Raw genomic sequence first — 21,005 nt, 5'->3', positions numbered from 1 at the left:
TTATACCTCCGTATTGCAGGCGGATTGCAGGCCGGCTTTCATTTCTTCAACGGATTCGACTTCAAAACCTAAATCATGGAGCATTTGATGATCCTCTGTTTCTTGCTGCCCTGCTGTCGTTAAGTAATCTCCGACGAAAATCGAATTTGCGGCGTAAAGTCCCAGCGGCTGTAGCGAACGAAGGTTGACTTCCCGGCCTCCTGAGATACGGATTTCTTTTGACGGATTGATAAAACGGAACAAGGCGAGCACTTTCAGGCAATACACCGGATGTAATTCGCTTACCCCTTCTAACGGAGTTCCGTCAATCGCATGCAGAAAATTAACCGGGATGCTGTCGGCGTCAAGCGCTTTTAAGCTGTTCGCCATATCAATGACGTCCTGTTTCGTCTCTTTCATGCCGACGATGACACCAGAACAAGGTGACATCCCCGATTGTTTCGCCGTTTCCACTGTATTGACCCTGTCGTCATACGTGTGGGAGGTCGTAATGTTTGAGTGATTCCTCTGTGATGTATTGATGTTATGATTGTACCGGTCTACTCCTGCCTGTTTCAGCCGCTCTGCCTGTTCCGGCTTCAGCAGACCGAGACATGCGCAGATTTTTAAACCGTACGTTTCTTTAATTTCTTTGACAGCATCAACAACTTGATCTACTTCTCTGTTTGACGGTCCCCGCCCGCTGGCGACGATACAGTATGTCCCTATATTCAGGTCGTGGGCGCGTTTTGCCCCCTTTAGCAATATATGCTTATCCACCATCCGGTAAGACTCAATCGGCGCTTTTGATATTGAAGATTGTGAACAGTACCCGCAATTTTCCGGACACAGGCCTGATTTGGCATTCATAATCATATTCAGCTTTACTTTTTTTCCGTAAAATCGTTTTCTGATATGAAAAGCGGCATGCATCAGCAATAAAAGATCCTCATCAGGACAATTTAAAATGGCCAGCGCTTCTTGATTCGTTACTTCCGCCCCGTCCAGCACTCTCTCTGCAAGATCCATCCATTGATTCATGTTTATCTCCCCATTTGTGTCAGATTCATGAAAGAGGAAACATCTATATGTTTCTCAATCATGTGTTGAATGTTTTCCGGTGAAACGTGATCCAGCTTCGGTGTGATTCCCAAAATCGGAACTTTGCATAATGTTTCAATCATGCTCGGGTTCGTCTTTTCGTCCAGCCCCGGGTTGCTCTTTACGCCGTTGATAATAATGCCGAGAACCTCTATCCCCATGTTTTTCGCATATTCAACGGTTAAATATGTGTGGTTGATGGTTCCGAGATCAGGCCTGGTGACAATCACCGCCGGCAATTCCATGGCTTTTATCAGATCACTGACTAAGTAATTTTCACCAAGCGGGACGGAAATGCCGCCTGCCCCCTCAACGATGAAACACTCATGACGATTTTTGATCTTACTCCAGTGGGCCATGACATCCGCCATGCTCACGGATTTCCCCTCAAGCATGGCGGCCGTGTACGGCGCAAGCGGCTCTTTCCATTCAAATGGCGTAATTTCTTCATGAGACAGTGCGGTTTGTGACATGTCTTTCAAGAGCGAGGTGTCACTTTCCGGATGAGTTCGCGGCACACCGCTTAAAAACGGCTTAAACACTCCGATATCCGCCTGTTTCTGCCGGAATGCCGCGGCAAGTCCGCAAGAAACGATGGTTTTTCCGACGCCGGTATCTGTTCCTGTGACAAAAAAACTTCTCATTTGTTTATATTCAGCTCTTTTCTAATGGAATCAAATGCTTCTGTCAGTTCGTCTATGTCCTGTAAGCTGCGATCCGCCGTAACGGTCAGCCTGATTCTGCTTTCGCCTTCCGGAACGGCGGGCGGGCGGATGGCCGGGGCGCAGATACCCTTTTTCTCCAGCAGCGCAGCGGCTGAAACTGCTGTTTTTGCATCACCGATGATAACGGGGATAATCGGTGTATCTCCGCCTCTTACGGTAAAGCCCATATCGGCCAGACGCGTTTTTATCGTTTTGACAGACGACTGCAGCTCACGGCGCGTATCGTGCATATCTGATATGATGTCAAATGCCGTATGCGAAGCCGCACAAATTGACGGCGGGAGGGCCGTCTGAAAAATAAACGTCCGCGCCTGATTCAGCAAAAAATCAATGAAAATGTTTGATCCCGCGGCAAAACCGCCTTCCGTTCCTACAGCTTTGCTTAATGTGCCGATGACAACATCAGGACAAACACCGAAATAGTCACTGGTTCCCCCGCCGTTTTCCCCGAGTACACCGGTTGCATGCGCGTCATCTGCTATCACAAATGCCTGGTACTGCTTTGCAAGCGCCATTATGCGGTCAAGAGGCGCGATGGTGCCGTCCATGCTGAAGACGCCGTCTGTGACGATGAAGCGGCGGTTCCGAGCCTGGACGGAAGCAAGTTTTTTCTCAAGATCAGCCATATCAATATGGCGGTACACGATGGTTTCCGCTTTTGATAAACGGCAGCCGTCAACAATGCTCGCATGGTTCAGTTGATCGCTTAAAATGACATCGCCTTTTTGAGGCAGTGAGGCAAGCACGCCGATATTCGCCAAGTAACCGCTTGAAAACAATAAAGCCGCTTCCGTCTGTTTAAAGTCCGCGATTGTTTGTTCAAGTTTTTCGTGCCACACAGTATTTCCTGTCGTTAACCGTGAGCCGCCGCTTCCCGCTCCGAACCGGCTCAGCGCCGTTTGCGCGGCTGTGATCAGCCGCTCATCTTTTGACAGGCCTAAATAGTCATTGGACGCCCAGGTCTGCCGCTTTTGCCCCTTGGTTTTGAGAGCGGTTTCCTGTGTTCGCAGCGTCCGATACAGCCCGTCTCTTTTCACCGCATCGAGCCTTCCGAGGAGCCATCCGTCAAAATCCACGGCCGGTCACCTCGGCTATCGCTTCTTTCATAATGGAGATCATGGCTTGTAACTGATCGGTTGTGCTGGCAAGCGGCGGCAGAAAGGCGATGACGTCTCCGAGCGGCCGTGTCAGCATACCAAGCTCTCTCATTTTCAAGGACACCTTGTATCCCATCCGCTTTTCAGGCGGATAAGGCTGTTTTGTCCCCTTATCCTGCACAAGCTCTATGCCGCACATGAAACCGAGCTGGCGGACATCGCCGACATGAGGAAGCTGCTTCAGATCATGAAGAAATTTCGCTGCCGTTTTTGATTTTTCGGCGACTTGATCAACGATGCGCTCTGATTCGAATAAACGCAGATTTTCAATTGCCGCGGCACAGCCAAGCTGATTTCCTGTATAGGAATGGCCGTGGAAAAATGTTTTCATTTTGTCGTAGTCATCGTAGAAGGCTTCATAAATGGCTTCTGTGGCAAACGTCACAGCGATCGGCAAATAGCCTCCCGTAATGCCTTTCCCTGCCGCCATCAAGTCCGGCTGGACATTTTCATGCTCACAGGCAAACATTTTTCCGGTGCGGCCGAACCCCGTCGCCACTTCGTCAACGATCATTAACACATCATATGCCGTACACAGCTCTCGTACGCCTGCCAGAAAGCCTTCAGGCATGACGATCATGCCGGATGCGCCTTGCACCATCGATTCAATCGTAAGTGCGGCAATCTCTTCGTGATGCTTTGCAAGCAGCTGTTCGAGCGCGTGAAGGCATTCATCCCGGCACTGTACGGGGTCGCCGCTTTCAGATCTGTATACATACGGAATCGGGGCTTTGTAGCTTTCAAACATCAGCGGGCCGTACACATGGTGGAAGAGTTCAATGGAGCCGACGCTGACGGCTCCGATCGTATCGCCGTGATAGCCGTTCTGCATAGAAATAAACGTCTGTTTCTCGGGTCTCCCTATGTTTTTCCAGTATTGAAAGGCCATTTTCAGAGCGATTTCCATTGCTTCCGCTCCGCTGTCGGAATAAAAAACGCGTGTCAGCTTTTCCGGTGTGATGCCTGTCAGCATCTCGGCAAGTTCTGTTGCGGGAACGTTCGTCATACCCAGCAAAGTCGAATGAGCGATTTTTTCAAGCTGTTTTTGAATCGCTTCATCCATTTCTTTTTTGCGGTGGCCGTGTACATTAAGCCATACTGAAGAAAAGCCGTCATAATATTCTTTGCCGCTGATATCTTTCAGCATGATCCCGTTTCCGCTTTCAATGATTAACGGATCTTCATCGTAATCTTTCATTTGTGTGAAAGGCAGCCAAAGATGCTGTTTGCTTTTTTCAATCATTGATTGTTTCATATGTTCCCCTCCCGCTGAATGAATACAGGCTGCTTCTCTAAAAAATGGATACAGCTCTCCGTATCTATGGAGCCATCTGTAAAGAAAATCCGGCATCCGCTTTCATCTCCGGCATTCTTCATCTTGGAAATCCGTTGATATCCCAGCTTCTTTGCGGCAACGTAGCCTGTTATGTAATCAGGGTCATCCGACCAGCACAATTCAGCAATAATCCCCGGATGTGCGCAAACTTTTGCCGCGATGGCATGTGCTTCTTTTATTCGTGAATGTTCCGGCATGTTGTGCGTAAAAGCCCATTTTTGAAAATCATGTGACGGCCAATCCACTCGGGATACCCGCACACCTCTATTTCCTCTGCCGTCAATGCGTTTTCCTGCCCGGATATCAAACAGGACCGCTCCTCTTGCTTCTGCATATTCCGCAATGTTTTCGTACGCTTTCTCTATCATGTGCGGGGGAATCCCCGCCTTTTGCAGAAGCTCGCGGGCGATTGCTTGTCCTTTTTTCGGCGTGTCTGATTGATGGAAAGCAACCGGCAAAGGGCGGATCGTTTCGATCGGTTCATTAATGCTTTCAAGCTGAATCTGCATAAAATCAGGTATCCCTCTTGAGTGCGAGAAGCCTTTATGTAATAAGCCATCTACCGCTTCCTGTAAACCGCTGTAAGTGATGAGCCGTTCTCCGCCGGAAATGTGTTTTCCGCCCTGCTCATGGGGGGCGTTTCGGGAAGCTCTCATTCTGACGCTGTAATAGGTCTCTTCCCGCATTAAATCTCCCTCCTTTCTCTTACTTTGAAATTTAATGTTAACCGAAATAACAAAAGGTTAACACTTATACAGAATATTAGTGTCTTGTACGTAATATGTCAACCTAAACTATCAAACTGTTAACTTAATAAGTTTTGCAAAGTCTCATTACGTTTTCATGTTTTGTTCATATTTTAGTAATTGTTTATTCAACACTGTCCGCTAAAGTAATCCATATCAACAAATAGGACAGCGAACCGCATCTTATTATGAGGGGAGGTCACCGTTATGCTGAAAGAAAAAGTAAAGACAGCAGGCCGTTTTTGCACTGTAGGCGTCGGCAATACGCTGATCGATTTTGGTGTCTTCTTTCTTCTCGCCGCTTGTCATGTCCCCTATCTTCCGGCGCAGATCTGCTCCTATTCGGCAGGGATCATCAACAGCTATGTATGGAACCGGAAGTGGACGTTTCGTGTAAAACGCAAGGCTGACGGGAAAGAGATCATGCGATTTCTCATGATTAATCTTGCCGCGTCGGGAATCACCTTTTTGCTGCTTTACGCGTTTCAAAAAGGCGGCTGTTCGCTATTGGTGAGTAAGTTCGCCGCCACTATCGGCGGGATGATGATGAATTTTATCGGAAACCGAATCTGGGTATTTGGAGATTCGCTGAAAAACATACAGGATCAGGAGTGAAGATGAATGAGAAAAAAAGTGAGAAAAGCGGTCATTCCCGCAGCAGGTTTAGGAACGAGATTTCTGCCGGCGACAAAGGCGCAGCCGAAAGAAATGCTTCCGATTGTCGACAAACCGGCCATCCAATATATTGTCGAAGAGGCCGCAGCGTCAGGAATTGAAGATATATTGATTATTACAGGGAGAAACAAACGCTCGATTGAAGATCATTTTGACCGGTCGGCGGAATTGGAATTCAATCTGCAGGAAAAAGGCAAGACGGAGACGCTGAAGGAAATGCAGCGGATTGCCGATTTGGCCAATATTCATTACATCCGTCAGAAAGAACCGCTCGGATTAGGACATGCGGTGCTGTGTGCGGAGCATTTTATCGGAGATGAGCCTTTTGCCGTTCTATTAGGTGATGATATTATGGTATCTGATACTCCCGCTCTTTCACAGCTCATCGACGTCTATAACCAACACGGCACAGAAACGGTCGGCGTACAGCCCGTCGATCCTGCTGATGTCAGCAAATATGGTATTATACAGACGGGGCGGCAGAGCGGTCATGTGTACCAGGTTGAGGATCTGATTGAGAAGCCGGCTGTTGAAAAGGCGCCCTCTCATATTGCCGTGATGGGCCGCTACATATTAACCCCTGCTATTTTTAAAACGCTGAAGACGATCGGAAGAGGCGCGGGCAATGAAATCCATTTGACAGACGCGCTGCGCGAAGTGTGCCGCACCCGAAGCATTTACGCGCGGGAGCTTGAAGGAAGCCGGTTTGATATAGGAGATAAGTTCGGCTGTTTTAAGGCCGGCACGGAGATCGGGCTTCTGTGGGAAGAAATGAGACCGAAACTTTTAGCTTATTTAGAAGAGGTGTTAAAAAGAGAATCTGAAAAATCGTGCGTTAAAAAATAATTTGTAACCATTTTGCTTGTCAATCAGTCATATAATTGGGTAAAAAGATAAAGAGGTTGTGAACAGTGTGGGCAATTTTATTAGTGAAATATTATCCTGGCTGACAAGTATGGGCTATTTAGGGATTGCGCTCGGATTAATGATCGAAATCATTCCGAGTGAAATCGTTCTGGCTTACGGAGGCTATATGGTGTCAGAAGGCACGATCAGCTTTATCGGCGCCATTGTCGCCGGTGTGATCGGGGGAACGATCGCGCAGTGCTTTATTTACTGGATCGCCCGTTATGGGGGACGGCCGTTTTTGGACAAGTACGGCAAGTACTTACTTCTGAAAAAGCATCATGTTGATGTTGCGGAAAACTGGTTTCGCCGTTACGGCGCCGGCGTTGTGTTCTCGGCGCGGTTTATCCCGGTCGTCAGACATGCGATCTCCATCCCGGCCGGCCTTGCGAAAATGCCTCTTTCCAAGTTTGTCATATTGACGACGCTTGCCATTATTCCGTGGTCTGTCATTTTCGTTTATCTCGGGTATCAGCTCGGGGGACAGTGGAAAGACGTAGACAGCTATGCCGGAATGTATACAACTCCGATCATTATATTGGCTCTCGTATTTATTGTTGTTTATTTTGTTGTGAAGAAAATGAGATCAAGACTATGAAAAAAGACTGCATAAGAACGGCTGCGAGCCGGATCTATGCAGTCTTTTTTTTATTTATACCGGGTATACGGGGTGTTTCCGGTGTGTGAATGTCAGTTGTTTGGACATGTAAGCAGTGAGGCGTTTATTGAGTTCTTCCCGCAAGGAATCAGCAGGAACAATGCCGTCAATCACCATTTCAGAGGCAAGCCGGTAAAGGTTAATGTCTTCCTTATATTCATCACGCTTTTCTTGAATAAAAGCCGGCCTTTCTTCAGGGGCTAGCTCGCTGATTTTGTTTGCGTAGACCGCATTCACCGCTGCTTCAGGACCCATTACGGCAATTTGCGCAGTCGGAAGCGCTAAACAGCAGTCCGGTTCAAAAGCAGGCCCCGCCATCGCGTATAATCCGGCACCGTAGGCTTTTCTGACGATAACGGAAAGCTTCGGAACAGTCGCTTCCGCCATTGCGGAGATCATTTTTGCGCCATGCCTGATGATGCCCGCCTGCTCAACCTTCGTTCCGATCATGAATCCGGGAATGTCTGCTAAAAACAGAAGCGGAATATGGAATGCGTCGCACAAAGCGATAAATTTTGCGGCTTTATCCGCCGAATCGAGAAATAAAACCCCGCCTTTGACACGCGGCTGATTGGCGATAATGCCGACCGGCTGTCCGTGAATCCGCGCAAGCCCCGTTATTAATTCCTGCGCAAATAACGGTTTAATCTCAAAAAATGAGTCTTCATCAATGACACGTTCAATTAAATCCATCATGTTGAACGGTGCGTTTTGATGTGCCGGGATGACATCTGAGAGCGGTTTTTCAAAAGCTTTCGGGTTCTTAGATTTGTTGACGGGCGCTTTTTCAGTATAATTTGCCGGAAAGTAGCTGAGATATGTCTGCGCCATCATGATTGCTTCCTGTTCCGTTGGGGCGAGGAGATCACCGCAGCCTGATACGGAACAATGCATACGGGCGCCGCCCATTTCTTCAAGCGATACTTTCTCGCCGATCACCATTTCTGCCATACGCGGGGAACCTAAGTACATGGATGCATTGCCCTCAACCATAATGACAATGTCGCAAAAGGCCGGAATGTAAGCGCCGCCCGCAGCGGAAGGGCCGAACAATAAACAGATTTGCGGAATGCGGCCCGACAGCTTTACTTGATTATAAAAGATGCGGCCGGCTCCCCTTCTGCCCGGGAACATGTCGACCTGATCCGTAATTCTCGCACCTGCGGAATCGACTAAGTACAAGAGCGGACACTGAAGCTTTTCCGCCGTCTCCTGAATGCGGATGATTTTTTCCACCGTTTTCGCGCCCCACGAGCCCGCCTTTACGGTTGAGTCGTTTGCCATCACACAAACGGTTCTGCCGCCGATGGTGCCGATCCCGGTAACGACCCCGTCTGCCGGAAGTCCGTCTGACATGCACTCGGCGAAAAAAGCGTCTTCAACGGATATGCCGTCATCGAATAAAAGCTTCAGCCTGTCTCTTACAAAAAGTTTTCCCTTCTTTTCGTTGCTTGCGTGATATTTCGCGGCTCCTCCCTTTTCAATCGTTTTGCTGCGTGTCTGCCGTTCTTTTTCGTAATCCATCCGAGTCCCTCCATGTTTTATTTTCCTTTGTATTCAGGGGGTCTTTTTTCTTTAAAAGCGCGCAGGCCCTCTTCTCTGTCAAGTGTGGGGATGACTTGTTCATATGCTTTTCGTTCGATTTCGAGCCCTGTATTGAGATCTGTCTCCAGACCCTTGTTTATCGCGGATTTTGCTTGTCTGACGGCGATCGGCCCATTAGCGGCGATGCGGCCGGCCAGTGCTTTTGCTTTTTCCATAAGTTCATCGGCTTCACAAACATGCTCGATCAGCTTCATGTCTTTTCCCTCTTCGGCAGAAAGCCTTCGGCCGGTATAGATCAATTCTTTTGCCGCGCCGGGGCCGATAAGCCGGGGCAGTCTCTGCGTTCCGCCCGCTCCGGGAATGATCGCAAGCCCTGTTTCAGGAAGGCCGAGGCCCGCCTGGCTGACGGCTGTTCTGATATCGCAGGCGAGAGCGAGTTCAAGGCCTCCTCCGACAGCGGTTCCGTTCAGCGCTGCAATGACCGGCTGCGGGAGAGCTTCAATGGATGCGGCCGTTTCACCGATACGCCTGACGCTTTGCTTAACTTGTTCATGATTCATCCCCGCTCTTTCTTTTAAATCAGCACCGGCGCAAAATGTGTTCCCGGTGCCGGTGAGAATGACACAACGAATGGATGGCGAGTTTTTGATGTCTTCAATCACACGCTGTAAATGATCAATCATGTCTGAAGACAGCGAGTTGGCCGCATGCGGGCGGTTCAGCGTGATCAGACCGATCGTTTCTTGACAGACGGAATACAAGACGCAATCTCCCATGGCTTCTCCTTTCTCATTTCGTTCTGAATGCCTGCAGGTTTCTGCTTGGCAGGTCTTTGCCTATTTTATCCGCGATCCAGCCGGCGGCATAAAGAAGTTTATTCATGTCCGTCCCGGTATCAATCCCCATTTGTTCGAGCATATAAATGACGTCTTCTGTGGCAGCGTTTCCTGCTGATCCAGGGGCGTACGGGCAGCCGCCAAGCCCGCCTGAGGAAGTATCAAAGGATGTGATGCCCATATCAAGAGCGGGAATGATATTCGCTAGAGCCGTTCCTCTTGTATCATGGAAATGGAGTGCAATTTTTGAGGCGGGAATTCTCGGCAAAAGGGCTTCAAGCACGGCTATGACCTGCAAGGGGTTTGCCGCGCCGATCGTGTCGCCGAGCGATATTTCATCAACACCCATTTCGAGCAGGGTGTCTGACAGGCGGATGACTTGTTCGACCGGCACGTTCTGTTCGTACGGACAGCCGAACACAGTGGACAGATAAGCTCTCGTCGCCATTTTTTCAGCTTTTGCTTCAGTAATAACCCGCCTGAGCTCTTGAACGGTCCGGTCAATCGGTTTGTTTACGTTTTTTTGGTTATGGGTTTCGCTTGCAGATAAAAATACACATGCCTGATCGATTCCGCCTTCTGCCGCATGCTCCAGTCCGATGAGGTTCGGAACGAGAGCCGCGTAGACCGTATGTTCAGATCTGGCAATGCCTTTTGCGACGTCCAGGCTGTCACGAAGAGCCGGAATCCATCTCGGATGCACGAATGATGTCACTTCGATATAGGGAAGGCCTGTTTTTGACAGCATATTGATCCACTCAATCTTATCTTCTGTATCCACCCACGCCGATTCATTCTGCAAGCCGTCACGCGGTCCTACTTCATTGATGCGGACATGTTTCGGACAGTTCATGCTGCACCTCCCGTTTTATTGAAGTTCAATCAGGACCTCTCCTTCATCAGTGAAATCACCTTCTGATTTTTTCACTTCTTTCACCGTACCCGCTGCATCAGCGATAATCGGAATTTCCATTTTCATAGATTCCAAGATGGCCACTTCCTGTCCTTCTTCAATGACATCACCCGGCTTCACATGAATTTTCCACAGGTTTCCCGCCATTTGAATTTTTATGACGCTCATTTGGATGCCCCCTCGTTCATTGTTTGTAAAAAACCGGTTGTAGCCTCGCCCTTTTCAAACACTTCTGAATGAGCAATTTTTGTCAGCAGCGGAATGTTGGTTTTAATCCCTTCTACATGATATTCGCCAAGGGCGGTTTTCAGTTGTTCAATGGCTTGTTTTCTCGTATTCGCCGTGACGACCATTTTGGCAATCATCGGATCGTAAAACGGAGAAATGACGCTTCCCTTTTCGACGGCGCATTCGTGTCGCACTGACGGGTGTCTTAAAACGTAAAAAGACGAGATGGTACCGGGTGACGGGTAAAAGGTGACCGGATCTTCCGCATAGATCCGCACTTCAATCGCATGACCGCGGTGGTTGATATCTTTCTGCGAGAAAGGCAGCGCCTGCCCAGCGGCAATTTTCAGCTGTTCTTCCACAAGATCCAGTCCTGTAATTTCTTCTGTCACCGGATGCTCCACCTGCAGTCTTGTGTTCATCTCTAAAAAATAGATTTGTTTCTTTTGGTCGACGAGAAATTCTATTGTGCCTGCATTTTGGTAGCCGATCGATTTTGCGGCTTTAACGGCGGTTTCACCGAGTCTTTGTCTTAATTCATCGTCAACAAACGGCGACGGCGCTTCTTCTATCACTTTTTGGTGGCGCCTTTGGACTGAACAGTCACGTTCAAACAGATGAACGGTGTTGCCGAAAGAATCTGCGAGTATCTGAATTTCAATATGACGGGCATTTTCAATGACCTTTTCCATATACATTGCGCCGTCTCCAAAAAAGGAGGCGGCCCGCTTTTGATTGCCTTCAAACGCTTTGGCCAGCTCTTCTTCTGAATGTACGATCTGCATGCCGATTCCGCCTCCTCCTGCGGATGCTTTCAGCATGACCGGAAAACCGATGGCACGGGCTTCGGCTAAGGCGGAGTGAACATCGGGCAATGGCTCTGAAACACCGGGAACGATCGGGACCTTTGCTTTTTGCATCGTTTTTCGGGCTTCAATCTTGCTTCCCATCTTGGCGATGATATCACCGGGTGGACCGATAAATGTGATTTGTTCCTTTCGGCAGCGTTCGGCGAACAGGCTGTTTTCTGACAGAAGCCCGTAGCCCGGATGAATGGCGTTCGCTCCGGCGGATTTGGCGGCTTCTATGATTCTGTCGATATGTAAATAGCTTTCATTTACTCTCGATTTACCGATCGGATAGGCCTCATCAGCCGCTTTTACATGCAGCGCGTCCCGGTCGGCTTCTGAATACACAGCTGCCGAGGGGATGCCGAGACGTTTGCAGGTGCGGATAATTCGTAAGGCGATTTCTCCTCTGTTGGCAATCAGGACTTTTTTAAACAAATGTGAAGCACTCCTTTTTCATTAAGTTAACTTGAGCTCTTCAATCGTTTTTTCCCGCAGCTTGAATTTCTGAATTTTTCCTGAGGCTGTCATTGGATATTCATCTGTAAACAAAACATACCTGGGGACTTTATAGCGGGCGATATGTTCTTTGCAAAAGGTTCTGATGTCTTCTGCGGAAGCGGTTTGTCCGTCTTTGAGCCTGATCCACGCCGCGGCCTCTTCTCCGTATTTCGGATCAGGAACGCCGACGACCTGAACGTCCGCCACTGCGGGATGCCGATATAACATTTCCTCAATCTCGCGCGGATAGATATTTTCGCCGCCCCTGATCAGCATGTCTTTCAGACGGCCCGTGATTTTGCAGTATCCGTCCTCGTCCATGACCGCCAAATCACCGGTATGCAGCCAGCCGTCTTTGTCTATCGCTTCTTCGGTCGCTTCTTGATTTTTATAATAGCCTTTCATGACATGATATCCGCGGGTGCAGAGCTCTCCTTGTTCGCCCCTGGCGGCTTCTCCGGATGTTCCGGGCCGAACGATTCTGACTTCGATATGGGGAAGCGCGCACCCCGCTGTTTCCACTCTTCTTTCAAACGGATCATCTGTTCTTGTCTGCGTAATGACAGGTGATGCTTCGGTCTGTCCGTAGGCAATTGTAATGTCAGTCATCCCCATTTTGCCGATCACTTCTCTCATGACTTCCGCCGGGCATGGCGAGCCTGCCATAATCCCGGTTCGGACGTGGGAAAGATCATATTCAGAAAAACGGCTGTCATTTAGGAGGGCGATAAACATCGTCGGTACACCGTGCAGAGCCGTGCAGGCTTCTTGCTCCACCGTTTTCAGAACGGCCGGCGGAGAAAACTGTTCGATCGGAATCATCGCCGCACCCGCGGAAACACATGCCAGCACGCCGAGCACGCACCCAAAGCAGTGGAAAAACGGCACGGGAATACATAAACGGTCACATGAAGTAAGCTTCATGCATTCTGCGATATTGGCCGCGTTATTTACGATATTAAAATGTGAGAGCATGACGCCTTTCGGAAATCCGGTCGTACCTGATGTATATTGCATATGAATGCAATCATCCTTTTTCAGGCTGTCCATCCTTCCGTCAAGCGCTGCATCCGTTACAGCTTCGGCATTATCCAGCAATGAATCCCAACGGTGCATCCCGGGCAGGCTTTTATCACCGATATATAACACCGTCCTTAAAAAGGGATAACGTTTCGAACGCAGCCTGCCGCGCTCACAAGTTTTCAGCTCCGGAATTAGCTTATTCACCATCTCAACATAAGATGTCTGCCGGTAGGAATCCATGATTATCAAGGCCGAGACGTCTGAATGCGCCAGCAGATAATCGAGCTCTGCGATTTGAAAATTGGTATTAATGGTGACCAGAACGGCGCCGATTTTCGCCGTTGCAAATTGCGCCGCGAGCCATTCCGGAATGTTGGATGCCCATATGGCAACATGATCTCCTTTTTCAACTCCCAGCTTCATCAGCCCTTTTGCGATTTGCCGGCATAACCGGTCAAACTCGGCATACGTATAACGAAGGCCGCGCTCAGGGTAAACAACCGCTTCACGATCCGGAAAAAGCTCCGCGGTCCGCTCAAGCAGCTTTCCGGCTGTTAAATGGATAAGTTCAGCCATATGACCTGCCCCCTTCCATCCCTGTCTTAGTAAACGTTTTCATTTCACTTCAAAAGCTGTCTTGCGATGACCATTCTTTGAATTTCTGACGTTCCTTCGCCAATCTCCATCAGCTTTGCGTCACGAAGCATACGTTCGACACCGCATTCCTTCATATAACCGGAACCGCCATGAATTTGGATGGCCTGAAGGCACGTTCTGACGGCCATTTCAGAAGCATAGAGCTTGGCGAATGCAGCTTCTTTCGTAAATGGCAGGTTTTGATCCTTCAGCCATGCCGCTTTAAGCACCATCTGTCTGGCAAGGTCAATTTCCATCGCCATATCGGCCAGCTTAAATTGAATGGCTTGAAATGACGATATCGGACTGCCGAACTGCTTGCGTTCCTTCGCATATGACAGCGATGCCTCCAGTGCGCCTTGAGCGATACCGACAGCCAGTGCCGCAATCGAGATCCGCCCGCCGTCTAATGTATATAAAAATTGTTTAAAACCCTTTTCAGGATCACCGAGCAGGTTATCGGCAGGCACCCTGACATCCTCCAGCACAAGTTCGGCCGTATCCGACCCTCTCACACCCATCTTGTCGTACGGATTTGTGATCGTAAATCCCGGTGTGTCTGTCGGGACGATGAGAGCTGAAATGATCGGTTTTCCGGCGGAGTTCTTTCCCGTAACGGCGGTGACAATGACAGTGCGGGCGTAATTTGCGTTTGTGATCCAGCATTTCTCTCCGTTTATCACATAGTCATCGCCCTTTTTCTCGGCTTTTGTCTGGGTTCCGCCGGCATCGGAACCGGCATTCGGCTCTGTCAGCCCGAATGATCCGAGCGCTTTTCCCGAAGCAAGCGGAATAAGATGTTCTTGCTTTTGTTGGTCAGTACCGAAATAGTATAATGGGCTTGCGCCGAGTGACACGGCCGCCGCGTAGCTCAGCCCCGTGCTGCCGCAGGCTTTTCCGATTTCTTCGACCGCTGCTGCATATGAAATGGTATCACCGCCCGCCCCGCCGTATTCTTCCGGAAACGGAATTCCGAGCAGCCCGAGTTCGCCTATTTTTTTAAATGTGTCTATCGGGAAGACGGCCGATTGATCAACCTCATGGGCTTTCGGGGCAATTTCATTTTTGGCGAAATCTCTGACCATTTCGCGCACCATCTGCTGTTCTTTTGTCAGTTGAAAATTCATTAACCTTCCTCCTTCTGCTGCTTTCTACATTTTATTAATGGGGGTCTTTATTCATTCCATCCAAATAAAGTCTGAACATTCGGACTCATCCGCTGCAAAAAAACTGACAGCGCCGCAACTGTCAGTTTTATTAATAATGGCTATTTAATTGTCCGTTTTGCGGAGGGACGGCTCTCATGGTGAAGCCTGTCAACGGAAGTAACGAAATAGGTGCAGGCTTCTTTCGCCCGAATATCAGTATCTGAAAATGTCTGCGTCCGTGACGATGTTTTTCTGACTGTATCCACTAAATAAGGCTGCTTTCCCTTTTCTGCGCGGTAAATGGCGTAATAAGCCGTTTTTTTACCGTTGGATTTCGCATCTTCGATATAGAGTGTATGGCCTGAAGCGTTCTTCTCCGCCCGTTTGACAGCCGGTTTTTTTAAAGCGGAATGTCCGAGCCAAGGCATCTCGGGAATTAATGCGGGCCGGCTGTACATGTCTTTGATCAAACGGTTTTTTACATCGAGCGGATTACGGTTTAAATCCTTTAAACTGAAATGCATGCTGCCTTTTATCCATGCTGATCCCCTGTTTAGAGTAATCTGCCTTCCGTATTCCCCCGGGTCGGCCCAGGCCGGATCAGCGTTGTTGTTGATTTTATAAGCTGCCTGCCCGATATATAAATGCACCGGCCGATTGTTCACTTCTTTTCCCCACCAATCCGCTAAGACGTCATATGCCGCCGCTTTAAATCCGATGCTCCAGTAAATTTGCGGTGCGATGTAATCAATGTATCCTTTTTGGATCCATTCTCTCGTATCAGCATATAAATCATCATAGTTCCGCACCCCTGCGGCCGTTTCGGAGCCTGTCGGGTCATCTGCGGCATTTCTCCATACGCCGAACGGGCTGATTCCGAATTTGACATAAGGTTTTTCTCGTTTGATGGTTTGGTTGATTTCTTTTACAAGCCGGTTGACGTTATCCCTGCGCCAGTCATCAACTGATGCAAAGTGAGCTTTTCCGTACCGTTCGTATTCCGCCTGATCGGGGAATTCCTGTCCGGCAATTTTATAAGGATAAAAATAATCATCCATATGAACCGCATCAATATCATAACGGCTGACCACCTCTTTGATTCCATCCGTTATAAATTGTCTTACTTCCGGAATGCCCGGATTGTAGTACAGCTGTTTTCCGTATGCAGCGACCCAGTCCGGATGCGAACGCGCGGGATGATCATCTGAAAGCGCATTCAAATTTGTGTGATTCATCGTGATCCGGTAAGGATTGAACCAAGCGTGAAATTCAAGATTCCGTTTATGTGTCTCTTCAACTAAAAAAGCAAGCGGATCGTAGCCGGGATTTTTGCCTTGTGTTCCTGTCAGATACTCTGACCAAGGCCCGTAATCTGATGGATAAAAAGCATCAGCCGCAGGCTTAATTTGGACGATAACGGCGTTCATTCCCATCTCCTGAACGTCATCCAGCAGCTTGCTGTATTCTCTTTTTTGCTCTTCCGGTGACAGCCCTTTTTTAGAGGGCCAGTCGATATTGGTGACAGACGCGATCCATACGGCTCTCATTTCTCTTTCCGGCTGAGTGCCGCTTGCTTGTGCGGATGCTGAGAATGTAAAGATGCCGGCTGTCAGTACAACGGCCAAAAACCATATCATGCTAAAACGGCAGCTTTTCATGTTTTTCCCCCTCTCTGCTTTACGGTATTCCGAAGCATTCCGGGCGGTGAATCAGAAAGCCTGCTTTGCTCCTCTCAGCCTAAAAGGGAAAGAAAAAAGTCCTAAAGCGAATCAAAACGCTTCAGGACTTTTTATGTTTCATAGCGGCGAGCACGTCAATGACCTTCGTTCCGACGCCGACACACGTTTCAAGAATGGCCTGCGCTCCGGCGATGGACAAAATGAAAATAACCGGATGTGCATAGCGGGGCCAGACCAAGTAGCAGATGCCGATCAATATGGCGCACCAGACGCCCGCACACCAATAACATTGCAGCATATAACCGAATGCGGAGGAAGGGACTTTTTTTTGGACGGCGCGCCCGTTTTGATCGACGGTTTTTTCTTGCTTTATAAAGGGTTTTCTTATGAATTCCGTAATCTTATCAAATACGATCAAATGGGTCAGCCGGTAGCTGGCAAGAATGATCATTACATACGTAAGCCAAGATAGGTTCGTCATGTCAAAGCCTCCAAAAAAACTGGTTTGATTCCCCTATCTTGCCCTCTGTCATCCTGAACCATTCTGCCGGATGTTACAGATTCCGCGCCAAGCGTCTTCCGCTGTTTGCAATGATGTCCAGTATGATCTCAGCATTCTGCTGTGCAAAGGCGGGTTCAAACATATCTTTATGGGCGCCCTCACCTTGATATTCCTGATAGAGTCCCGTTGTGGCGCCTTCCCATTTCATCGGCTCGGTCTTATCACTGTGCTCTTCCTTTATGCCGGCCTCGATAAAATGGAGGTTTGCCGCGATTTGGCCGTCATTTATCAGTTCCGCCCAGTACGTTTGATAGCGCTCTGTTTTTCGGATGACCGCTTCCCTGACGGCTTCCGGGACATTTTCGGCTGTTGCGTTTGTTGGCTGCGGCGGCAATGTGTCAAGCTTTCTGTACGCGTCTGCGATAATGACGTCGCTGATTTCTAAGCCGCGCTTTTCCATCGCTTTTGCCGCCTCGAATGCCGTATTGCCGCCTGCCGAATATCCGAAGAGTATATAAGGGCCTTCCGGCTGGATTTCCAGCATTTTATCAATGTATTGTTCCATTCTGCTGTCTTCTTCAATAAAGTTAAAACCGTACACAGCAGCCCGTTCGTTTAATGCCGCCGCAAGATCTTTAAAGAAAATCCCGAAACCTGAGATAGGCGGAAAACAGAAAAGATTTCGGCCTTTCGGCTGGTTCAGTCTGCTGATATGCTGCTCTGCAGCTTCTGTCAGTGTGTTTGAATACAGCTTTTCAGCCAATTGTTCAATTGTCGGATATTCAAATATCATTTCAATTGGCACATCCATCTGCTGCCTGGTCTTCAGCTGATGAATCACTTGCAATGCTTTCAAAGAATGGCCGCCCAGCTCAAAGAAGTCATCCTGTATGCCCAGCTCCCTGCAGCCGAGGATCGGCGTCCAAATGTCGATCAGCTCACGCTCTACCCAGTTTCGTGGCGGAACGGCTTTTGATGACGTTTTTTTCCGTTCTGGCGCAGGCAGCCCGCGGCGGTCCACTTTGCCGTTTGCGGTAAGCGGCATACGGTCAAGCTTCATCACATACTGAGGAATCATATAGTCGGGAAGCGACCTGGCCAACAGGGATCGAATGGCTCTTTCTTCAACATGTGCGCCTGTATAATACGCACAAAGGATTGCTTCTTGTCCTTCGTCTGACACGATGACTGCCGCTTCCCTGATTCCATCAATTTCAGTCAAGCGCGCTTCGATTTCGGCCGGCTCAATCCGCTTCCCGCGAATCTTGAATTGGCGGTCGATACGGCTGATGTATCCGATGCTTCCATCAGGCAGCCAGTGTGCCAAGTCGCCTGTTTTGTAGATCTTTTCTTCAGGATGAACCGGGTGGCTGACAAACGCTTCACTTGTTAAGTCAGGCCTGTTTAAATAGCCTTTGGCAACCCCGTCACCGCCGACACAAAGCTCACCGGGCACGCCGATCGGCGCAAGTCCGCCATTTTTATCAATGATATACGCGGTTGAATTGCTGATCGGTTTTCCGATTGGGATCGGCTGAGAAAAATCGTGCCTGATTTCGTAAAAGGTAGAAAATGTCGTATTTTCTGTCGGTCCGTATATGTTATAAAGGCTGAGATTCGGACAGCGGTGTCTGACCTTATTGATGAGCGCCGGGGACAATGCTTCTCCGCCGACATATAAGGTGTGCAACCCAGAAAACATCTCCGGATCTGCCTGGGCGAACTGGTTAAAGAGCGCCGTCGTCAAAAACAGAATCGTAATACGGTTGGAAGAAAGATAATTGCCGAACCTCTCAGGGGCAAGCATTGTCGAGCGGTCAACCACATGAAGACATGCTCCGTTCAAAAGCGCTCCGAAGATTTCAAACGTCACTGCATCAAAACCGATGGACCCTGTCAGAATGAGACGGTCCGACATGCCAGCCGACGTGTAATTGCTGTTTGACACGAGCGATACGACGTTTCGGTTGGAAATCATCACGCCCTTCGGTTTTCCTGTTGAACCGGATGTATACATAATATAGGCAAGGTCATCAGGTGCTGTATCGGTATTCAGTTTTCCCGCATCAGGTGTTTGTTTTTCAGCTGCAGCCGGGATAGAGATGATGTGAGAAAAGTCAATGTCAGTCTCAATTCCTTTTTGTACCGTTAACAGCTGTGCTCCGCTCTCAGTGAGCATATCGGCGATCCTGTCGGTTGGCAGTTCTGCATCAAGAGGAAGGTACGTCCCTCCCGCTTTCAATACAGCGAGAACAGCGATGATAAATTCCGGTGAGCGTTCGGCCAGAATCCCGGCAATTCCCTTTGGCGCCAGACCGTTTTCCAGCAGGGTGCGGGCGAATGCAGTTGACCGTTCATCGAGCTCCCGGTACGTCATCGTCAGCCCGCCGGCGTGAAGCGCCTGATGGTCCGGGGTTTTCTTCACCTGTCGGCTGAACAGGCTGATGATGCTTTCATCTCTTTCATAAGTTGTTTTCGTGTCATTAAATTCGCCGATTATTCTTGATTTTTCCTTTTGTCCGAGCATCGGAAGCCGATCAGCGGGAACATCGGGATTGAAGGCGGCGCCGCGCAGAGCTTCTTCCAAGTGTCCTTTTACGCTCTCTATCCATACTTCATCATAAACGTTCGCATTGTAGCTGAATTTGATGAGCAGCTCATCGCCAGGCGCTATGATGAGGTTAAAATCGTAGCCCGATTGTTCCGAAACGTTGACATTCCCGATCCGGAATGGTGCATCCGATTCCTTTTCCGCGTCTTTCATCTGCTGCTGAATCGGATAATTTTCAAACACGATAATATGGTCGATTAAATCCTGTTTCAGCTCAGTCTGCGATTGGATGTCAGCAAGCGGATGATAGCTGAACGCCTCTGAATCAAGCATTTCTTTCTGCAAGCGGCCCAGCAGTTCTCTAAAGCTTTCGTCACCCGTTTTAATGCGTACCGGAACGGTATTGATAAACAACCCGATCATGCTTTCCACGCCGTCAATGACGGAAGGCCGCCCTGATACGACGGCGCCGAATACGGCATCGTCCGTCCGGTTGTAGCGCTGCAGCATAAGGCCCCATACAGTCTGCATAAGAACCGCAAGCGTAGCGCCCTCTTCTTTGGCGATGGTTTTCAGCTTGTCCGTCAGGTTTTGATCTAAAGAAAACAGCAGCTCTTCCTTGCGGTAGCCTTTTTCCTGGGGACGGGCCGATATTTTCGGGAGTCCTGAGGGTGTCTCGCAGCCTGCTAAATATCCTTTCCAATACTCAGAAGCCGCGTCTTTGTCCTGATCCGTCAGCCATGTAATATAAGAGCTGTAAGGCTTTGCGGGCGCCAGTGTGACGGGTGAGCCTGATTCAATCGCCCGGTACATATGCATGAATTCCTGAAGGACGATGCCGAGGCACCAGCCGTCCATAAGGATGTGATGGTGGCTCCAGACGCATACATATTTTTCGTCAGCCGTTTTAAACAAAGAAACGCGCATCAGCATATCCTTTTGCAAGTCAAAGCCTTTTAAGCGGTCACGTTCCTTAAATCGCTGTAAGTAGGCGCTCTGTTCCGCTTCGTCCAAATGTGTAAGATCTTCGCGGTGCAGCCGGAATTCCCGCTCACGCAGCACAACTTGGCGGGGGCCGTTCAGCTGAGCGACATGAGGTAAAAAAACCGTTCTGAAAATATCGTGGCGTCTGATGACAGACTGTACGCTTTGCTCAAACAATTCCGGACGAAGCCGGCCTTTTATGGTGAAGACGGATTGCTCGATATATGCAGCCCCCTCCTTTTGCAGAAAGGAATGAAAAAGCATTCCTTCCTGCATTCGGCTGAGGGGATAAATATTTTGGATATTTTTTGTTTTGTCCATGTGTTCC

Annotated in this window: 17 protein-coding genes and 1 pseudogene; 3 read left to right on the top strand and 15 right to left on the bottom strand. The window is 49.0% G+C overall.

Annotated features, from left to right (window positions below):
* From bioB to BGM27_RS00235, 5 genes are read right to left on the bottom strand one after another with little or no spacing between them, the layout of a single operon-like run.
* Positions 1 to 1,020: a biotin synthase BioB gene (bioB, locus tag BGM27_RS00255; protein WP_007410132.1), complete on the bottom strand. Its 1,020-nt coding sequence runs from the start codon at positions 1,018 to 1,020 to the stop codon at positions 1 to 3.
* A 2-nt stretch (positions 1,021 to 1,022) separates the two neighbouring features.
* Positions 1,023 to 1,724, bottom strand: coding sequence for a dethiobiotin synthase (gene bioD / locus BGM27_RS00250; RefSeq protein WP_007410131.1), 702 nt, complete (start codon positions 1,722 to 1,724; stop codon positions 1,023 to 1,025).
* Entirely contained in the window at positions 1,721 to 2,881 is a 1,161-nt protein-coding gene (bioF, locus tag BGM27_RS00245) for an 8-amino-7-oxononanoate synthase (RefSeq protein WP_007410130.1), read from the bottom strand. Before bioF ends, bioD begins: the two co-directional genes overlap by 4 nt.
* Complete coding sequence (gene bioA, locus BGM27_RS00240) at positions 2,871 to 4,217, bottom strand: adenosylmethionine--8-amino-7-oxononanoate transaminase (protein ID WP_007410129.1); 1,347 nt, start codon at positions 4,215 to 4,217, stop codon at positions 2,871 to 2,873. Before bioA ends, bioF begins: the two co-directional genes overlap by 11 nt.
* On the bottom strand, positions 4,214 to 4,984 hold the full coding sequence (locus BGM27_RS00235) for a 6-carboxyhexanoate--CoA ligase (protein WP_007410128.1): 771 nt from the start codon (positions 4,982 to 4,984) through the stop codon (positions 4,214 to 4,216). Before BGM27_RS00235 ends, bioA begins: the two co-directional genes overlap by 4 nt.
* Before the next feature lie 223 nt (positions 4,985 to 5,207).
* Between BGM27_RS00235 and BGM27_RS00230 the strand changes: the two are divergent.
* The 3 genes and pseudogenes from BGM27_RS00230 (at position 5,208) to uptA (ending at position 7,223) form a co-directional block, all read left to right on the top strand.
* Positions 5,208 to 5,659: pseudogene (locus BGM27_RS00230) on the top strand (GtrA family protein).
* 6 nt (positions 5,660 to 5,665) lie between these two features.
* Positions 5,666 to 6,565, top strand: a complete 900-nt coding sequence (galU, locus tag BGM27_RS00225) for a UTP--glucose-1-phosphate uridylyltransferase GalU (RefSeq protein ID WP_007410126.1) — start codon at positions 5,666 to 5,668, stop codon at positions 6,563 to 6,565.
* Positions 6,566 to 6,632: 67 nt separating this feature from the next.
* Entirely contained in the window at positions 6,633 to 7,223 is a 591-nt protein-coding gene (gene uptA / locus BGM27_RS00220) for an undecaprenyl phosphate transporter UptA (RefSeq protein ID WP_007410125.1), read from the top strand.
* Between the two features lie 54 nt (positions 7,224 to 7,277).
* Here the strand turns inward: uptA and BGM27_RS00215 are convergent, their stop codons facing one another.
* From BGM27_RS00215 to BGM27_RS00170, 10 genes are all read right to left on the bottom strand, one after another.
* Complete coding sequence (locus BGM27_RS00215) at positions 7,278 to 8,807, bottom strand: acyl-CoA carboxylase subunit beta (RefSeq protein WP_007410124.1); 1,530 nt, start codon at positions 8,805 to 8,807, stop codon at positions 7,278 to 7,280.
* 17 nt (positions 8,808 to 8,824) lie between these two features.
* The gene (locus tag BGM27_RS00210) at positions 8,825 to 9,604 is read right to left on the bottom strand and encodes an enoyl-CoA hydratase (protein ID WP_007410123.1); all 780 of its coding nucleotides are present in this window, start codon (positions 9,602 to 9,604) and stop codon (positions 8,825 to 8,827) included.
* A 13-nt stretch (positions 9,605 to 9,617) separates the two neighbouring features.
* A complete protein-coding gene (locus BGM27_RS00205; RefSeq protein WP_007410122.1) occupies positions 9,618 to 10,517 on the bottom strand; it encodes a hydroxymethylglutaryl-CoA lyase in 900 nt (299 codons plus the stop codon).
* 15 nt (positions 10,518 to 10,532) lie between these two features.
* Positions 10,533 to 10,745: an acetyl-CoA carboxylase biotin carboxyl carrier protein subunit gene (locus BGM27_RS00200; RefSeq protein ID WP_007410121.1), complete on the bottom strand. Its 213-nt coding sequence runs from the start codon at positions 10,743 to 10,745 to the stop codon at positions 10,533 to 10,535.
* Positions 10,742 to 12,091: an acetyl-CoA carboxylase biotin carboxylase subunit gene (locus BGM27_RS00195; protein WP_007410120.1), complete on the bottom strand. Its 1,350-nt coding sequence runs from the start codon at positions 12,089 to 12,091 to the stop codon at positions 10,742 to 10,744. The genes BGM27_RS00200 and BGM27_RS00195 overlap by 4 nt, the downstream gene beginning before the upstream one ends.
* Positions 12,092 to 12,112: 21 nt before the next feature.
* A complete protein-coding gene (locus BGM27_RS00190; protein ID WP_007410119.1) occupies positions 12,113 to 13,753 on the bottom strand; it encodes an AMP-binding protein in 1,641 nt (546 codons plus the stop codon).
* A 44-nt stretch (positions 13,754 to 13,797) separates the two neighbouring features.
* Positions 13,798 to 14,940 carry an acyl-CoA dehydrogenase family protein gene (locus tag BGM27_RS00185; protein WP_007410118.1) on the bottom strand — a complete coding sequence of 381 codons (1,143 nt, stop codon included), beginning with the start codon at positions 14,938 to 14,940 and terminating at the stop codon, positions 13,798 to 13,800.
* 140 nt (positions 14,941 to 15,080) lie between these two features.
* Positions 15,081 to 16,619: a glycoside hydrolase family 10-like protein gene (locus BGM27_RS00180; RefSeq protein WP_007410117.1), complete on the bottom strand. Its 1,539-nt coding sequence runs from the start codon at positions 16,617 to 16,619 to the stop codon at positions 15,081 to 15,083.
* A 121-nt stretch (positions 16,620 to 16,740) separates the two neighbouring features.
* Positions 16,741 to 17,121, bottom strand: a complete 381-nt coding sequence (locus BGM27_RS00175) for a DUF1360 domain-containing protein (RefSeq protein WP_007410116.1) — start codon at positions 17,119 to 17,121, stop codon at positions 16,741 to 16,743.
* Positions 17,122 to 17,194: 73 nt separating this feature from the next.
* On the bottom strand, positions 17,195 to 20,998 hold the full coding sequence (locus BGM27_RS00170) for a non-ribosomal peptide synthetase (protein ID WP_007410115.1): 3,804 nt from the start codon (positions 20,996 to 20,998) through the stop codon (positions 17,195 to 17,197).
* Positions 20,999 to 21,005: the final 7 nt, after the last annotated feature.

This window comes from Bacillus sp. FJAT-27001, from assembly GCF_019039175.1.
GTDB classification, from domain to species: Bacteria; Bacillota; Bacilli; order Bacillales; family Bacillaceae; genus Bacillus; species Bacillus velezensis.
The sequence above is the reverse complement of the archived record's forward strand: the minus strand, read 5'-3'. Positions and strand labels throughout refer to the sequence as shown.

Bases quoted from the DNA above. Each gene is read 5' to 3' on its own strand.
- BGM27_RS00205 (WP_007410122.1), bottom strand. From the start codon at position 10,517: ATGAACTGTCCGAAACATGTCCGCATCAATGAAGTAGGACCGCGTGAC.
- BGM27_RS00210 (WP_007410123.1), bottom strand. From the start codon at position 9,604: ATGGGAGATTGCGTCTTGTATTCCGTCTGTCAAGAAACGATCGGTCTG.
- bioA (WP_007410129.1), bottom strand. From the start codon at position 4,217: ATGAAACAATCAATGATTGAAAAAAGCAAACAGCATCTTTGGCTGCCT.
- bioB (WP_007410132.1), bottom strand. From the start codon at position 1,020: ATGAATCAATGGATGGATCTTGCAGAGAGAGTGCTGGACGGGGCGGAA.
- BGM27_RS00185 (WP_007410118.1), bottom strand. From the start codon at position 14,940: ATGAATTTTCAACTGACAAAAGAACAGCAGATGGTGCGCGAAATGGTC.
- BGM27_RS00170 (WP_007410115.1), bottom strand. From the start codon at position 20,998: ATGGACAAAACAAAAAATATCCAAAATATTTATCCCCTCAGCCGAATG.
- BGM27_RS00190 (WP_007410119.1), bottom strand. From the start codon at position 13,753: ATGGCTGAACTTATCCATTTAACAGCCGGAAAGCTGCTTGAGCGGACC.
- BGM27_RS00180 (WP_007410117.1), bottom strand. From the start codon at position 16,619: ATGAAAAGCTGCCGTTTTAGCATGATATGGTTTTTGGCCGTTGTACTG.
- BGM27_RS00175 (WP_007410116.1), bottom strand. From the start codon at position 17,121: ATGACGAACCTATCTTGGCTTACGTATGTAATGATCATTCTTGCCAGC.
- galU (WP_007410126.1), top strand. From the start codon at position 5,666: ATGAGAAAAAAAGTGAGAAAAGCGGTCATTCCCGCAGCAGGTTTAGGA.
- bioD (WP_007410131.1), bottom strand. From the start codon at position 1,724: ATGAGAAGTTTTTTTGTCACAGGAACAGATACCGGCGTCGGAAAAACC.
- BGM27_RS00200 (WP_007410121.1), bottom strand. From the start codon at position 10,745: ATGAGCGTCATAAAAATTCAAATGGCGGGAAACCTGTGGAAAATTCAT.
- BGM27_RS00215 (WP_007410124.1), bottom strand. From the start codon at position 8,807: ATGGATTACGAAAAAGAACGGCAGACACGCAGCAAAACGATTGAAAAG.
- BGM27_RS00235 (WP_007410128.1), bottom strand. From the start codon at position 4,984: ATGCGGGAAGAGACCTATTACAGCGTCAGAATGAGAGCTTCCCGAAAC.